This is a genomic window from Winogradskyella thalassocola, from assembly GCF_900099995.1.
Taxonomy (GTDB): Bacteria; Bacteroidota; Bacteroidia; order Flavobacteriales; family Flavobacteriaceae; genus Winogradskyella; species Winogradskyella thalassocola.
The window spans coordinates 59480-76567 of the sequence record NZ_FNCZ01000001.1 but is presented as its reverse complement, the minus strand read 5'-3'; the positions used below and the strand labels follow the sequence as shown (position 1 = coordinate 76567).

The 17088-nt window shown below is 34.3% G+C and carries 11 protein-coding genes and 1 tRNA gene; 6 read left to right on the top strand and 6 right to left on the bottom strand.

Annotated features, from left to right (window positions below; genetic code table 11):
• Positions 1-66: 66 nt before the first annotated feature.
• Positions 67-1737, bottom strand: coding sequence for an MFS transporter (locus tag BLT80_RS00280; protein ID WP_092465596.1), 1671 nt, complete (start codon positions 1735-1737; stop codon positions 67-69).
• A gap of 108 nt (positions 1738-1845) precedes the next feature.
• Positions 1846-4779: a GH92 family glycosyl hydrolase gene (locus BLT80_RS00275; protein WP_092465595.1), complete on the bottom strand. Its 2934-nt coding sequence runs from the start codon at positions 4777-4779 to the stop codon at positions 1846-1848.
• A gap of 186 nt (positions 4780-4965) precedes the next feature.
• Here BLT80_RS00275 and BLT80_RS00270 point away from each other — a divergent pair, with 186 nt between their 5' ends.
• Positions 4966-6195, top strand: a complete 1230-nt coding sequence (locus BLT80_RS00270) for a metallophosphoesterase (protein ID WP_092465594.1) — start codon at positions 4966-4968, stop codon at positions 6193-6195.
• A 76-nt stretch (positions 6196-6271) separates the two neighbouring features.
• Entirely contained in the window at positions 6272-6568 is a 297-nt protein-coding gene (locus tag BLT80_RS00265; RefSeq protein ID WP_092465593.1) for a thioredoxin family protein, read from the top strand.
• Positions 6569-6605: 37 nt separating this feature from the next.
• Here BLT80_RS00265 and BLT80_RS00260 read toward each other — a convergent pair whose 3' ends face one another.
• The gene (locus BLT80_RS00260; RefSeq protein WP_092465592.1) at positions 6606-7271 is read right to left on the bottom strand and encodes a polysaccharide deacetylase family protein; all 666 of its coding nucleotides are present in this window, start codon (positions 7269-7271) and stop codon (positions 6606-6608) included.
• A 6-nt stretch (positions 7272-7277) separates the two neighbouring features.
• Positions 7278-10676 (bottom strand): glycosyltransferase family 117 protein, encoded by a 3399-nt coding sequence (locus BLT80_RS00255; RefSeq protein WP_092465591.1) that lies wholly within the window; start codon positions 10674-10676, stop codon positions 7278-7280.
• 151 nt (positions 10677-10827) lie between these two features.
• Here BLT80_RS00255 and BLT80_RS00250 point away from each other — a divergent pair.
• Positions 10828-10904, top strand: a tRNA-Gln gene (locus BLT80_RS00250).
• Positions 10905-11002: 98 nt separating this feature from the next.
• Here BLT80_RS00250 and BLT80_RS00245 read toward each other — a convergent pair.
• A complete protein-coding gene (locus BLT80_RS00245) occupies positions 11003-11827 on the bottom strand; it encodes a universal stress protein (RefSeq protein ID WP_092465590.1) in 825 nt (274 codons plus the stop codon).
• 154 nt (positions 11828-11981) lie between these two features.
• On the opposite strand from BLT80_RS00245, the gene rimP reads away from it, so the two are divergent.
• The 3 genes from rimP to infB all read left to right on the top strand — a co-directional run bounded on the left by rimP (position 11982) and on the right by infB (position 16618).
• On the top strand, positions 11982-12446 hold the full coding sequence (gene rimP / locus BLT80_RS00240) for a ribosome assembly cofactor RimP (RefSeq protein WP_092465589.1): 465 nt from the start codon (positions 11982-11984) through the stop codon (positions 12444-12446).
• 13 nt (positions 12447-12459) lie between these two features.
• Positions 12460-13692 carry a transcription termination factor NusA gene (gene nusA, locus BLT80_RS00235; protein WP_092465588.1) on the top strand — a complete coding sequence of 411 codons (1233 nt, stop codon included), beginning with the start codon at positions 12460-12462 and terminating at the stop codon, positions 13690-13692.
• Between the two features lie 115 nt (positions 13693-13807).
• The gene (gene infB / locus BLT80_RS00230; protein WP_092465587.1) at positions 13808-16618 is read left to right on the top strand and encodes a translation initiation factor IF-2; all 2811 of its coding nucleotides are present in this window, start codon (positions 13808-13810) and stop codon (positions 16616-16618) included.
• A gap of 73 nt (positions 16619-16691) precedes the next feature.
• Here infB and BLT80_RS00225 read toward each other — a convergent pair whose 3' ends face one another.
• Positions 16692-17072 carry an SPOR domain-containing protein gene (locus tag BLT80_RS00225; protein WP_092465586.1) on the bottom strand — a complete coding sequence of 127 codons (381 nt, stop codon included), beginning with the start codon at positions 17070-17072 and terminating at the stop codon, positions 16692-16694.
• Positions 17073-17088 lie beyond the last annotated feature (16 nt).

Below are 17088 nucleotides of genomic sequence, written 5' to 3'. Positions count from 1 at the left end.
AAGGAAACCCTGAATATTTTAATGGCTATTTGGTTACTGAATGTTTTCTGGTGAACTCTACGATATTTAGTAGGTTACGCCCTGTTTATCCAACACTGTTTTGGTTCTGTATGCATAGAATAATAAATACGCAAAACAAGCCACTGCCATCCAATACGATGCTTGAATGTTAAAGACATCAGCCAACTTTCCTTGAACAGGTGGAATAATAGCACCTCCTAAAATCATCATAATTAAAAAGGCAGAACCTTGAGACGTGTATTTTCCTAAGCCAGCAATACTCAATGTAAAAATACATGGCCACATAATAGAACAGAATAACCCACCAGATAAAAAGGCAAATAAGGCGAGATTTCCTGAAGAGAATAATCCAATCAACATGCCTAACATACCAAGAATACTAAATATTTTTAAGGTTTTAACAGGATTATCTTTTGCTAAGAAAAAGCCACCAATTTGAACAGCGATACAGATTCCAAAGAACAGAATTTCATTGGTAGTAAAACTGTATTTAACCAAATTGGCTAAAATGATTACCGCAAAGGCCACATAAGGAACTATAATTAGAAGTATTTTTTTCAATCCTTTACTTGGATTAAAAACGGTAATTGCGCCAACCCATCGACCGATCATTAAACCTCCCCAATACATAGAAATATATTTTCCTAATTCGGAATCATTTAAGACTGGTAAACCTATAGTGTTTAAACCTGTGTTTTCTACACCTTGTTTTAAAAGTTCTCCAAGGTTACTTCCTATAGTTACTTCTACACCAACATAGGTAAATATAGCTAACATGCCTAAAACAAGTTGAGGGTATTTCATGGCTCCCCAACCTTCCGGATTTTTAGAAGCACTAGAATTTGCGACAAATACAGTTGCGATAACTGCCAATAATGCGATAAATAAAATGATTAATCTTGTATGTTCTAGCTCTTCAGTGGCAACAGCATCTCCTGAGTAAGTGCTAAAAATATAACCAAAACAACCGACGATGACTAAGGTTAAAACAATTAATAAGTTTCTAGCTTTATTGGCGGGTTCAAAAGCCGTTTCTGATTTAAGAGCTGGTAATTTTTTTGAAAAATGAAATAGTGCTGCTGCAATTAAAAATAAGGCACCAACGCACATGTATAAAACTTGCACGGTGACCAATGTAATTTCATTAGTACTAATTTTTTCTGCCAATTGCTCAGTGGACCAAGAAGCAGATCCAAAAATAGCAAGACTTACTACAATTGGGCCAATGGTTGTACCAAAGGAATTTATACCTCCTGTTAAATTTAAGCGATGCGAGCCTGTTTTGGGATCACCAAGCGCAACAGCAAACGGGTTTGCTGCAGTTTGTTGTAATGAGAACCCTAACGCTACAATGAAAAAGGCGATAAGCACAAAATAGAATACCTCTGTTTGGCCTTGTTCTGCACCAGCAGTTGCAGGATACATTACAAAAGCTCCTATTGCAGATAACAGTAAGCCGTAAACAATACCATTTTTGTAACCCCAATTATTTAATATATCACGCTTTACAGCACTAGACATTACAAATAATGATAGCGCACCAATATAATAAGCGCCATAAAAAGCAAAATCAACTAATTGCGATTGAAACTGATCGATATTAAAATAGGTTTTACAAAACGGAATAAACACACTATTAGAAGCGGCTATAAATCCCCAGAAAAAGAAGACCGTACAAAGCGTAGCTAGTGCAGATTTGTTATTTTGATTGTTCATTGTTATTAATTGTTAGTTAGTGTTAAGGTCTTGTTTAAATTGTGTTTTGTTGTCAATACAATCTTGTGTGGTTAATTTTAATCGGATTTAAAAGTATTGAATGTTATGCTATTTTATGGATATTTCATCCACAAAAATCCAACTTCGTCCATCCATAAGATAGCCAACATGCCATTTTGGTACTTTGCCAAGTTTTTTTGCTATAACTTTTACATACCTTGCATTTTCACCTTTAAGATGGTATTGAAGGTCTTCAATTTCGATATCACTATTTTTTTCTGAAGGATTGAGTTTGGTTTTAGCTACAGATTTAAACTGTTTACCATCTTTTGAAACCAAGTATTCAACCTCAGTCGGAAAAAATATCCATGCACCTTGATCTTGTAAAAAGGCCGTTGTTATAGATTCAATCCATTTCTCTGAGCCCAAATCGACTATCGCAATCATATCTGTATCTTCATAACCTTGCCAACTCCCGGTTCTGTAATTTTTGGTGCTTCTAATACCGTCAATAAGCGCATCGTTGCCTCCTGCAGAATATTGATTCGCATAGTCACTTTTTAGAGTAATACTCAAATTAGGATCAATTTTGAAGAATGTAGTGGTTAATTCCGGACTTTTTAAATCTCCTTTTTCAGAATATAATTTCACTTTCGTGTCTTCGGAAATGGTAAATGGGTTTTTATATAATTTGAAGTCATTATCATCTAAAGCGTAATATATTTTAGCATCAACTTCAGAAGTAGACAGAACAATTTCGGTCGAATCTCTAAACGTAATATCTCCTTTTGCTATAAAAGGTGACGGCAGAATAATATGGTCTTTTATTTCAGTTTTTGGCATCTGCCATTTTTCTCTTCCCCATCGAGAAATAGAATCTGTCATAAAATACTCCATTGTTCCACCCTGCATTATTTCATTATGATATATGTAGCTTCTATCTAAAAGCTCACCATTTAAAAGAACATAACCGACATATTTATTTTTATCTGAAACATTATGGGCTATTATTGAAAATTTCTTTCCACTTTCAAGACTTATGGTTGCTTTATCAAAAAGAGGAGTTCCAATAATGTACTCATTACTTCCTGGAGTTACGGAATAAAAACCCATGGAGCTCAACACATACCAAGCACTCATTTGTCCGCAATCTTCATTTCCTGAAACGCCATCGGGATCATTATGATACAATTCCGTTAAAATCTGATGGACTTTCTCTTGCGTTTTATGTGGTTTGTTCACGAAATTATAGAGGTAAGCCATATGATGACTAGGCTCATTGCCATGTGCATATTGCCCAATTAAGCCTGTGATATCCGATTGATGGCGTCCGGATATTTCTGTCTTGGCGCTGAATAATTCATCAAGTTGTGCTTCCAATTGCTCTTTTCCTCCAAGTAGTTCTATAAATCCTGAAATATCTTGAGGGACATAAAAACTGTATTGCCAAGCATTGGCTTCGGTGTAATTAAAATTCACTTCGTAAGGATCGAAAGGAGTAAACCATGTATTTCTGAATCGTCCACGCATAAAATTGGTTTCCGGATCAAATACATTTTTGTAGTACTGTGCGCGTTGAATGTAGGTTTTGTAATCATCCGTTTTACCCATGGCTTTTGCCATTTGTGCAATCGTCCAATCATCGTAAGCATATTCTAAAGTTTTTGAAACCGATTCGCTTTCTTCATCCACAGGAATAAATCCATATTTTTTATAAGCTTCAAGTCCAAATTTATCTCTTGTAGCGGAATACTTCATAGCTTCAAATGCTTTTTCGGTATCATAATCACGTAAGCCTTTTAAATAGGCATCTGCAATAACTGGTACGGCATGATAGCCAATCATACAATCGGTATAGTTACCAGCTAAATCCCACATGGGCATAATGCCACCTTCATCGTATTTGGCTAAAAATGTTTTTATAAAATCATTGGTGCGATCTTGTTCAATAATAGTGTATAGTGGATGTGCAGCTCTATAGGTGTCCCAAAGTGAAAACACCGAATAATAATTAAAATCATTTGTTTTATGAATCTCTAAATCCATGCCTCTATAACGGCCATCAACATCTTGATACAATTGCGGTGCCAACATCGTATGGTATAATGCCGAATAAAAATTGGTCTTTTTGTCTAAATCGTCACCTTCAATCACAATTTTTTCGAGTTGCGATTCCCAAGTCTGTTGGGCTTCTTTTTTAACGGTTTCAAAATCTTTGTTTAAAACTTCGGCTTCCAAATTTTTACGTGCACCATCTAAATCAACTGCTGAAATGCCAACTTTGATATAAACAGGTTCGTTATTTGGGTTTATAAATTTTAAGGCTGACCGTCTAGCTCCTGGCATTCCTGTTTCGGATGGAGATTGTAACACATCATTAAACGAGTGCGATGTTTTTATAATAAAGTATAATCGTTGATCTTTTGCCCAAGCTTCAGAATGACGATAACCCACAATTTCAGTGTCTGAAATCATTTCAATCTTAGCATCTAAAACTTTATCACGATGTTCTAAATCTAAAATCACATATTGATTTTCAGAACTTGGAAATTCATATTTATGAACACCACTTCGTTGCGCAACCGTAAGCTCTACATTAATATTAGTAGAATCTAAATGCACCTTATAATAGCCTGGTTCTGCAAATTCATTATCATGACTAAAATGTGCACGATAGCCCTTTTTACCATCAGCTCCATTATTAAAATTGATTTCGTTTGTTGGCATTAAAAGCACATCACCATAATCACTAATGCCTGTTCCGCTTAGATGCGTATGCGAAAACCCATAAATATAACTGTCTGTATAATGATAGCCTGAGCAACCATCCCAACCGTCTAAGCGTGTGTCGGGACTTAACTGCATCATGCCAAAAGGTAATGTGGCTCCAGGATAGGTGTGTCCATGACCTCCAGTGCCAATAAATGTGTTGACGTAGTGGGTTAGTGGTTGGTCTTTTTGAGCTTCGGTAATCGAAGTTGAGGTATTACAACTTATAAGAAGTGTAAGTGCAATTACAATAGTGGTCCGTATAAGATTCATCAAAAAGACTATTAATTTTAATGCATCTAATATAGTAAAATGAAATCAAGACCATCTTTAACTGTCGTCCTTTTTGTCTAGTTTGTGTTTTGCTGTTTCGAGTATTGAGGTTGAAAAACCTTTAACACTTTCATAAGATAGGTGGCTTGTTATAAGCTTTAAATTTGTAAGCTCAAAAAAATCAAGATGATTCGTTGGATACTATTTGCTATTTTATTTATAATTCTAACTGTTTATGGTTTTCAAGCTATAAGAACAGTAACTAAACAAACTTGGGTTTATTATTTGTTCTTTGGTATTGCAATTATTGTTGTTGGTAATTTTATTTACCAGTTTGCAATAACTAGCGAAGGTCGTGTATTAACAACAGGTAAAAGTTTTGCTTTTGGGTTTTTATTAGCGTTTATGGCTTTTAATTTGGTGATAGTTCCTTTTTTAATTGGTGAAGATATTATTAGAGGCATCATAGGGTTATACGATAAAGTTGTAACTAAAAATGATACATTTTATATGCCATCACGCCGAAAATTTGTGAGTCAACTGGCATTAGGTCTGGCAGCAATACCATTGTCTTCATTGTTGTACGGGATGTTTAGAGGGAAATATAATTTTAGAGTTCTTAGTTATACGCTTCATTTTGAAGATTTGCCTGACGCTTTTGATGGGTACAGGATAACGCAGATTAGTGATATTCATTCTGGTAGTTTTGATAATCACGAAAAGATAGAATATGCCGTAGATTTAATCAATGAACAAAAATCTGATGTGTTATTATTTACAGGTGATATGGTAAATAATAAAGCTTCTGAAATGTTGCCATGGTTAAAGACCTTCAGAAGATTGAAAGCTAAGGATGGTAAATTTTCTGTTTTAGGAAATCATGATTATGGAGATTATGTCGATTGGAATTCACCTGAAGAAAAAGCGCAAAATCTTGAAGATTTAAAAACGATTCAAAAAGATATAGGTTTCGATTTATTATTAAATGAGAGTCGCTATCTTGAAAAGGATGGTCAACGCTTAGCTTTAGTTGGAGTAGAGAATTGGGGAAAAGGTGGTTTTAAAAAAGCTGGAGATTTAGAAAAAGCTTCGGCAGAAATTCATGCTCATGACTTTAAAATATTAATGTCACACGACCCAAGTCATTGGGAAGCGAAAGTATTAAAAGATCCTTATCACTACCATTTAACCTTGAGTGGTCATACACATGGTATGCAATTTGGAATTGAAATTCCGGGTTGGATAAAATGGAGTCCTGCAAAATGGCGTTATAAACAATGGGCTGGAATTTATACAGAGTTAGGTCAGCATATCAATGTGAATAGAGGTTTTGGCTATTTGGGATATCCTGGTCGCGTTGGTATTTGGCCAGAAATCACAGTGATTGAGCTCAAAAAAGGCTCGAAAAGTGCTTAATTGTAAAGAATTGCTTATTTTTATGATATGAGTATCTTACTTGAAGTGCTTATATATTTGACTAAAACTAAAACGTATGTCAAAATTTGGGGAATTAATAGATGTTGAAATTCCAGTACTTCTGGATTTTTACACCGAACGAGAAGATCAATCTATAGCGATGCATCCTATTCTTAGAGATGTTGCGGCTGCATTAGGTGATAAAGCTAAAGTGATTAAGATTGATGTAGAAAAAAACAGAGAACTTGCAGAAGCATTGCGCGTTAAAGGTTTACCAACCTTAATCATCTATAAGAATGGTGAAATGAAATGGCGACATAGCGGAGAGCAAGATGCTAATACCTTAATTAATATAATTCAAGAATATATTTAGGTAGGTTTTAGTCTTTCAAGATACAACCAGACAGGTATTAATTTATACTTTTAAATTCAAAACCGCGCTCACTGTAATATTCCAAAACCTTAGGGAGGACATATTTTAAATTTCGGGAGGCTTTTACGCTATCATGAAATACAATTATACTTCCTTCTACAGCAGCAGAAGTTACATTTTTAAGACAAGTCTCTTCAGTTACTGAACTATCCCAATCATAAGATAAAACATCCCATAAAACAATCTTATAGCCTAATTCTTGAAGTTGTTGACTTTGCTTAGATTTTAACTTACCATATGGAGGTCTAAAAAGAGGAGAGATTGAGGACTTCTGATTAACGACTTGGGAATTTTCAAATACAGAATCTATTAAAGATTGCGTTAATGCAATATCGTTAATATAATCCTTGGCTTTATGTTTCCAGCCTTTTAAATGATTGTAAGTGTGGTTACCAATAGCATGCCCTTCATTGATAATAGTTTGAAAAATATTAGGATGTTTTTCAATATTATTTCCAATACAAAAAAAGGTAGCTTTTGCGTTGTAAGCCTTTAATATTGTAAGTACCCAATCTGTAATTTCAGGAGTTGGGCCATCATCAAACGTTAGATAGAGTTCTTTACTTTTGGTATTGATATTCCAGATAAAATTTGGGAACACTATTTTTACAAAGTCTGGCGTTTTAGCTGGAATAATCTGCATACCTTATTAATTCTCAGGAGCTATTAAGTCTATCGTGTCTCTAGTTGCTTCTTGTAGATCTAAATCACTTGGTAGTTCTGGTAACTCGTCTTGACTGTAACGATTCATAAGTTCGTCAAACAAGCTTAAATAACTATTAAAGGTTTTGGTTTCCTGTAAAGCAAATTCTTTATCGTTGTAGATGACTAAAATATCAATTAGAGCTCTATAGCGTTGAATGTCTAAGTAAATATCCTCACCAACCATACGTTCTTGGTTTTCTAAAGAAAGTCCGCTGTAATACACTAAGTTTTCTTGATATTTTTTAGCGACATCTTTGTAGAGTGCACGTCCTTTTTCAAGGTTTCCGATTTCATAATACGCACTTACATAAGGCTCAAGTAATGAGTAAAAACCAAATTTATCAACCGGCATTTTTTCCATAGCGATGTCTGCTATTTCTTCCGCCTTATCTAATTTGTCTTCATTAATTAATTGCTCAATTAATCGTGCTAAGTTCCCTCTGTAGGTGATACCATTTCTCCTAGTTTCAATGTCGTAGTAGATATCGTCTCCACTGCCTCCCCATTCCCAGTTCTTAACCATATCGTACATAAGCTCTGGATCAACGCGTCCCATATCATATGGATTAGCTTTGTCTACTGCAGTTTTAATTGGCACGAGTTTGTAACACATACCATCGAGCTGTAAATAATCTTTTAGCCAAACATAATCTTCAGCACCAAAAGCTCCTCCTGTAAAATATATAGGACGCTCCCAATTATTGTTAGCAATGATATCTAACATTAATAAGCGGTTTTTATAAATGTAACTCCCTTCAATTTGAGTGTATAAGTTGTCTTCTATTTTATCAGCATCTTTTTGCTTTACAACACCATTTTTTAGAACCATTTCCTTATTCACAGGAATACTAATGTTTCGTGTAGGGAAATAATTAGAATTCAACAAATGCTTTGGATACTGACTTGGATCTTCACCTTGTTTTTCTGCTACAAACTTAAATTTTGTATCAGGTCTTTCACTAGAAATAAAATCCATAAAATCCTTAATCGGTAATGTATCCTTAGTGATTTCTCTTCTAATAATGACATCTCTTGTTCCTCCTCTATATTGATTGTGGGTAAGTTGAGAAGGTATAGGGTCACTGTCATAAGCTTTGCGTTTCATTTGATCAATGTACCAATCTGTTTGAAACAAACTGGTATTTACAACACGTACGTCTGTACGTACACCTTCTATCTCTTGTAAATACCATAGTGGGAATGTATCGTTATCTCCAATAGTAAATAAAATCGCATTTGGCGCACAAGACTCTAAATACTTCCGGGCCATAGAGTTTGTGGTGTACTTACCAGAACGATCATGATCGTCCCAATTGTTTGCTGCTAAAATTCCAGGCACAATAATAAGACAAGCTAATGTGACTATAGGAGCTAAAAGTTTCGTTTTTAGGCTCGATTTTAAGAGGTCATAAATGGCATAAACTCCAAAACCAATCCAAATCGCAAAGACATAGAATGAACCTACAACAGAATAATCACGTTCTCTAGGTTCAAAAGGTCTTACATTGGTGTAAAACTGAATGGCTAAACCGGTTAGTAAAAAGAAGACTAATAGTACCCAGAAACGTTTTAAATCGGAATACATTAAGAAAAAGAAACCTGCTAATCCTAGCAATAACGGTAAGAAGTAATAGGTGTTTCTCGCTTTATTGTCTAGAACATCAGTAGGTAAATTATCTTGAGACATTCCTATATGCATCGAGTCTATAAAGTTTATACCCGAAATCCAATTTCCATTTTTATGAGTGTATTTTCCTTGAATATCATCTTGTCGTCCAGTGAAATTCCACATAAAATAACGCCAATACATATATCCAAACTGATATTGAAACATGTACATAATATTGTCCATGAAGGTAGGTTTCTCTATAATCAGATACTGTTGGCCATAACGCTTTAAAAATTGATTATAACCATCATAGTCTACTTCTCCATTTGCAACACGCATTCTGAAGTCATTAATCAGTTGATCAAATTGTTGTTTTTCTCCAAGGGCATATTGCGCAGATTGCTCTTCCGTTAAACCAGCATTAAGCGCTTCATTATAGGCACGCGTTTGTAAACTTGGATCAACTTTAAAATCAATTAAGCCTGTAAACATCATGTAGTTTTCAGCGTGTTCTGAGCTCCACATTCTTGGAAGTATAGACGCATGCTCATGATTGTAGTTTTGCTTACTTTTTTCCCAATCGTTTATAATAACGTATTTTCCAGCCTCATCGTCGCGTTCATAATTCTTTTTATCATCAATAAACGGTTCATCTTTATCTGCTCCAGAATATACTTCTGTAAAAAACGGCCCATAGAATAAATGCGTTTCAGGATATTGTTCTAAGTTGTAGTATGCTAAAAGTTCTCTCGCATCCGATGGGTTATTTTCATTAATAACAACTTGGGCATTCGCACGAATAGGAAGCATCATCCAAGATGAGAAACCTATAAAAATAAACATTAGACATAACACTAATGTATTGGTATGTTTCATGCCCTTTTTTTGAGTGTAATTCAGACCCAAATAAAATAAAGCAATAACCATTATACCTGTAATAATAGTCCCAGAGTTAAATGGTAAGCCTATAGAATTGACAAAAAATACTTCTAAGTAACCAAAAAGTTTTAAGGTTGAAGGCAATAGTAATTTAAATATAAAAAGTAGAATTGCGGCCGAAGCAATATTTGCAATGATGAAATTCTTTACCGTAATGGTTTTATAATTCTTAAAATAATAAAGTAGACCAATTGCAGGAATCGTTAATAATCCCATAAAGTGAACTCCAAAAGATAAACCAATAACAAAAGCGATAAGGATTAACCAACGATTACCTCGTGGCTCGTTCATGTCTTGTTCCCAGCGTAGTCCTAAATAAAATAAAACGGCCATTATTAGTGTAGCCATGGCGTACACTTCTGTTTCTACAGCATTAAACCAAAACGAATCCGTAAATGTAAAAGCTAAACTACCCACTAAAGCACTTCCTAAAATAGCATAAGCTTTGCTCGTGTCTTTGTCTTCATTGTATTTGGTGAGTTTTACAAGCAACAAAGTAATGGTCCAAAACATAAAAAGGATGGTAAATGCACTTGCAACACCACTCATCATGTTCATTATGGCTCCAATCTGTGAAGGTTCTAAAGCAAACGTTGAGAAAAAAGCTCCTAACATTTGAAATAATGGTGCTCCAGGAGGGTGGCCAACTTGTAATTTGGATGACGTTAAAATATATTCTCCAGCATCCCAAAAACTAACGGTTGGTTCTATAGTTAGTCCGTAAACTACAACTGCTACTGTAAAAACAGACCATCCTAGGATGTTGTTCCACTTTTTAAAGTTAAAATCTTTCATGAAAACGTTGCTTATTAATGCTCGCAAATCTACTAATTAATACCTAAAAGCCTACATTTTTAAGTTAACGTTAAGTATTTTAAAAAATTTTCTTGTTTTTTTTTGCGGAAGTGAAACTTTGTATTAAATTTGCACCCTCAAAATGAGAGATTGGCCTATGGTGTAACTGGCTAACACATCTGTTTTTGGTACAGAAGAGTCTAGGTTCGAAACCTAGTAGGCCAACCAAAAGAAAAAAATCCTAATCAATATGATTAGGATTTTTTCGTTTTTATAATATTTACTAAAGACTAATATGTTTGTTTAATGTATTAGATATCAGTTTTTTATATCTTAAAAGTAATCACAGGTCGCTTTGCGTGATTCACTAAATCTTCACTTATACTGCCGTTGAAGAAATGGGCAATACCTTGTCTGCCGTGGGTACTAATTCCAATAAGATCGGCATCTATATCTTTAGAAACATTTAAGATACCTTGTTCGACCGTATGGTCATTGTGTATGGTAATGGTATAGTTATCAAAAGTTTGTCCGGAAATAAAATCATTAATTCTAGATTTTGCTTCATACGACGTCATAAAATTACTAGAGGTTATAACCAATAATAAATGAATTTTTGACCCAAAGGCTTGCGCAAATTTTACGGCTTGCTTATAAGTTTCTTTGTTGTCATTTTTGAAATCAGATGCAAATACAAAATCAGATACTTTAAAGCTTTGATGTTCGTTTTTTATAACCAATACGGGTACATCTGAAGAACGAACCACTTTTTCGGCATTAGAACCTACAAACATTTCTTTCATTCCTGTTGCTCCATGAGAACCCATAACAATCAAATCGATATTAAACTCTTTGCAAGAATCTTTAATTTCATTAAAAGTGATGTCTGCCTTTACGGTTTCATGAACAGTAATATTTTCTAAATAGTCTTGTGCCATTAGATTTTCAAACCTTTTTCGTGCTAACTTCATAAAAAATAAAGTTTCAGGAATATCACTTTGAGTTTGTCCTGGATCCGTTTGTTGCATCGGAATCTCCATCATATGCAATAAATAAATCTCTGCATTATGCGTTTTAGCGAGCATGGCAGCTACTTTTAAGGCGTTTTCTGCTTGCTCTGAAAAATCTGTTGGAACTAATATTCTATTCATATTTATCGGTTTGAGTTAGTCTTTCTAAATTTAAGAAAATAAATCCACATTACATAGCTTGGGTAATTTAATATAAAAGTCGTATATTTGCACCGTTATTTACTAAAAATGAATAAGCGAGAGGACGAAAAGTCCTCTCTTTTTATATCAACAAATGTTTAAGAAAATAGTAGAAGACTTATTACAAACGGCGTTAACAGAAAGACAAGATCTGTTCTTAATAGATTTTTCTTTGTCTGGAGATAATGCTGTCAAAATTGTAATAGATGGTGATAATGGTGTGTTAGTAGAAGACTGTATGTTTATAAGTCGATCGATTGAACACAACATAGACAGAGAAGAACACGATTTTTCTCTAGAGGTTTTATCATCTGGTGCCGCAACTCCGTTAATTTTGCCAAGACAGTATAACAAACATGTTGGCAGAAACTTAGAAGTAAAGACTTTAGATAATCAAGATTTAGAAGGAGAACTCACAGAAGTAAACGATGATGGGGTGGTTTTAAGCTGGAAAGCAAGAGAGCCAAAACCCGTTGGAAAAGGAAAAGTAACAGTAGCTAAAACAGCAACAATTGCTTTTGATAATATTAAAGAAGCGAAAGTTAAAATAAAATTTTAATTCATATCAATATATGGAAAATATAGCGTTAATTGAGTCATTTTCAGAATTTAAAGACGACAAATTAATAGATAGAGTTACGCTAATGGCGATTCTTGAAGATGTATTACGTAATGCATTAAAAAAGAAATATGGTGATGACGATAATTTTGATATCATTATAAATCCAGATAAAGGAGATTTAGAAATTTGGAGAAACCGAATCGTAGTTGCAGATGGTGAAGTTGAAGAGCCAAACCAAGAAATAGCTTTATCAGAAGCTCAGAAAATAGAACCAGATTTTGAAGTTGGTGAAGATGTTGCAGAAGAAGTTAAGTTAATTGACCTTGGAAGACGTTCAATCCTTGCATTAAGACAAAATTTAATTTCTAAGATTCACGAACACGATAATACTAACATTTACAAGCACTTTAAAGAGCTTGAAGGTGAGATTTATACGGCAGAAGTTCATCACATTCGTCACAGAGCAATTATTTTGTTAGATGATGATGGTAATGAAATTATACTTCCAAAAGACAAACAAATTCCTTCAGATTTCTTTAGAAAAGGAGAAAATGTAAGAGGAATAATTGAAAGTGTTGAATTAAAAGGAAGTAAACCGGCAATTATAATGTCTAGAACCTCTCCTGTATTTCTTGAGAAATTATTCGAACAAGAGATACCAGAAGTTTTTGATGGCTTAATTACCGTTAAAAAAGTAGTGCGTATTCCTGGTGAAAAAGCGAAAGTAGCGGTAGATTCTTATGATGATAGAATCGATCCTGTTGGAGCTTGTGTTGGTATGAAAGGATCAAGAATTCACGGTATTGTACGTGAGTTAGGAAACGAGAATATCGACGTTATTAATTACACTAATAATATTCAACTTTTTGTAACTAGAGCATTAAGTCCTGCGAGAGTAACTTCATTGAAATTAAATGAAGAAACGATGCGAGCTGAAGTGTTGTTAAAACCAGAAGAGGTTTCTAAAGCCATTGGTAGAGGTGGTCACAATATTCGTTTGGCTGGTCAATTAACAGGTTACGAGATTGATGTATTTAGAGAAGGCGCAGAAGAAGATGTAGAATTAAAAGAATTCTCTGATGAAATTGAAGGTTGGGTAATTTCTGAATTTAGCAAAGCGGGCTTAGATACTGCAAAAAGTATTTTAGAGCAAGATATTGTTGATTTAGTGAAGCGTACAGATTTAGAAGAAGAAACAATCTTAGATGTCATTAGAATTCTAAGAGAAGAATTTGAAGAATAATATCAAAATAATTTCAAAAATGATTTATAGTAATTCATTTTTAAGTTAATTGGTACTGTATTAATTTTAATTTAAAATTAATATATAATATATTTAAGTATTTTACAGGCAGTTTATGGCTCAAACAACAAGATTAAACAAAGTATTAAGGGAATTAAATATCTCAATAGATCGTGCTGTGGATTTTTTAGAATCCAAAGGTGTCGAAATTGAGAAAAGTCCTAATACTAAAATTTCGGAAGAGGTTTATAACACGCTTTCTGATGAATTTCAGACGGATGCATCTAAGCGTGAAAAAGCTCAAGAGGTAAGTGAAGCAAAGCTTAAAGAAAAAGAAGAGCTTCGCGAACAAAGAGAACGCGAAATTGAAGAGAAGCAAAAGCAAAAAGCCGAGAGGGAAGCCGTTGTTAAGGCTAAGGCTGAGTTAACTGGACCAAAACAAGTTGGTAAAATTGACTTAGATAAAAAACCTAAAGCTGAAAAAAAGGAAGAACCTAAAGCTCCAGAAGTTAAGGAAGAACCTAAAGCTGAAAAACCTGAGGTAACGTCTGAAGTACCTAAGGAAGCACCTAAAGTTGAAAAACCAAAGGAAACTGAAAAAGTTGAAAAGGTAGAAAAGCTTGAAAAAGTTGAGAAAACCGAGAAAGTAGACAAAGTTGAGAAAGTAGAGAAGGTTGAAAAAGTTGAAAAAACTGAAAAGACTAAATCTAAAGAAGAGACTAAAAAAGAAGAAGCTCCTACAACTCCAAGTGCACCAGTAGAAGAAACACTTAAGACACAATACAAAAAACTTACCGGTCCTGTTACTACAGGTAAAAAAATTGATTTATCTCAATTTAACAAGCCTAAGAAGAAAAAAGTAGAAACAGCTAAACCTGGTGATGCTAATAAACGTAAAAGACGTAGAATTAGCAAAACAGGTGATACACCTGGTAAACCAAACTTCGATAATAAAAGAGGCGCACCAAGAGGTCGCGGTGGTAATAATGCTGCAAGACCAAAAGTTGTTAAGGAAGAGCCAACTGAAGAAGATGTTCAAAAACAAATCCGTGAAACTTTAGAAAAGCTTCAAGGAAAATCGAATAAAGGTAAAGGAGCTAAATATCGTAGAGATAAGAGAGATCAACACCGTCAACAATCTGAAATCGACCAAGAGATTGCAGCAGCAGAAAGTAAAACTATTAAGGTTACTGAGTTTGTTACTGTAAGTGAAATGGCTACGATGATGGAAGTTGGAGTAACGCAAGTTATCTCAGCATGTATGTCTTTAGGTATGATGGTGACCATGAACCAAAGATTAGATGCAGAAACGTTGACAATTGTTGCCGAAGAGTTTGGTTTTGATGTAGAATTTATCAAAGCAGATATCGAAGAATCTATTGTGGTTGTTGAAGACGATCCAAAAGATTTAGTAGAAAGAGCTCCAATCGTTACTGTAATGGGTCACGTCGATCATGGTAAAACATCCTTATTAGATTATATACGTAAAGAGAATGTAATTGCCGGTGAATCTGGTGGTATCACACAGCACATTGGTGCTTATGGTGTACAATTAGAAAATGGGCAAAAAATAGCATTCTTAGATACACCAGGTCACGAAGCCTTTACAGCGATGCGTGCTCGTGGTGCTCAAGTAACAGATATTGCTATTATTGTTGTTGCTGCGGATGATGCTATAATGCCTCAAACGAAAGAAGCGATTTCTCATGCACAAGCTGCAGGAGTACCAATCGTATTTGCGATTAACAAAATTGATAAGCCAGATGCAAATCCTGAAAAAGTAAAAGAAGGATTAGCACAAATGAATCTTTTAGTAGAAGATTGGGGTGGGAAAATTCAATCTCATGACATCTCTGCGAAAGTAGGAACTGGTGTTAAAGAATTATTAGAAAAAGTATTACTAGAAGCTGAACTTTTAGAATTAAAAGCAAACCCTAATAAGGCCGCAAGCGGAACAGTAGTGGAAGCTTATTTAGATAAAGGTAGAGGTTATGTATCCACAATTTTGGTACAAGCAGGTACATTAAAAGTTGGTGACTACGTTTTAGCTGGTAAGAATAGTGGTAAAGTAAAAGCCATGCAAGATGAGCGAGGACAAGATGTTAAAGAAGCTGGTCCTGCAACTCCTGTATCTATTTTAGGTTTAGATGGTGCGCCACAAGCAGGGGATAAGTTTAATGTCTTCTCTGATGAGCGTGAAGCAAAACAAATTGCAACGAAACGTGCACAGTTACAACGTGAGCAGTCAGTTAGAACACAACGTCATATTACACTTGATGAAATTGGAAGACGTATTGCTCTTGGTGATTTCCAAGAATTAAATATTATCCTTAAAGGTGATGTGGATGGTTCTGTTGAAGCATTAACAGATTCTTTCCAGAAGTTATCTACTGAAGAGATACAAGTAAATATTATACATAAAGGTGTTGGTGCCATTACAGAAAGTGATGTGTTATTAGCAACAGCGTCTGATGCTATTATTGTCGGATTTAATGTACGTCCTGTTGGAAATGCAAGAATGATTGCAGACAAAGAAGAAATTGATATCAGAACGTACTCAATTATCTATGCAGCTATTAATGATCTTAAAGATGCTATGGAAGGTATGTTATCTCCAGAAGTTAAAGAAGAGGTTACGGGTACTGCTGAGATTAGAGAAATATTTAAAGTATCTAAAATCGGAAACATTGCAGGTTGTATGGTAATGAATGGTAAAATCTTTAGAAATTCTGGAATCAGAATCATTAGAGATGGAGTTGTTGTTCATACAGGTACATTAGAAGCTTTAAAACGATTTAAAGATGATGTAAGAGAGGTAGCTAAAGGCTATGATTGTGGTATGCAAATTAAAGGTTATAACGACATTAAAGAAGGTGATGTTATAGAAGCATTCCAAGAAGTAGAAGTAAAGAAGAAGTTAAAATAATAGCTTCATAAGTTATATAAACAAAAAAACCGACAAGTGATTGTCGGTTTTTTTATGGGATAGAACCAAATACTTATTTTTCTGTTTTTGGTTGAAGAATATTAGCGTACATATAATTTTTCTTAATTTTAACTAGTGCGCGATCTGCTTCAAGTCTAGTAGCGAAATTGCCAACCCAAACCTTGTAATTTGGAGTGTTCCAAATAATCTCTGTAGGCCATTCGTCATAAGCGTTTAAGAAATTTTCTTTCTCACGTTGCGCATTATCAATATCAATACTTTGATATACTTGAATTTTATAAACCTTTGAGGTTTTAATATCCTTTTTATATTCTAGTAACTTATCAATATCACTATCTTGGCTTACATTAACGACACCTTGTTGTGCGTGTAATGAAACGGTTAGGCCAAAGCCTATAATTATAAGAGCAAAATTTTTATTTTTTAATTTCATAAGTTCAAATTATTAG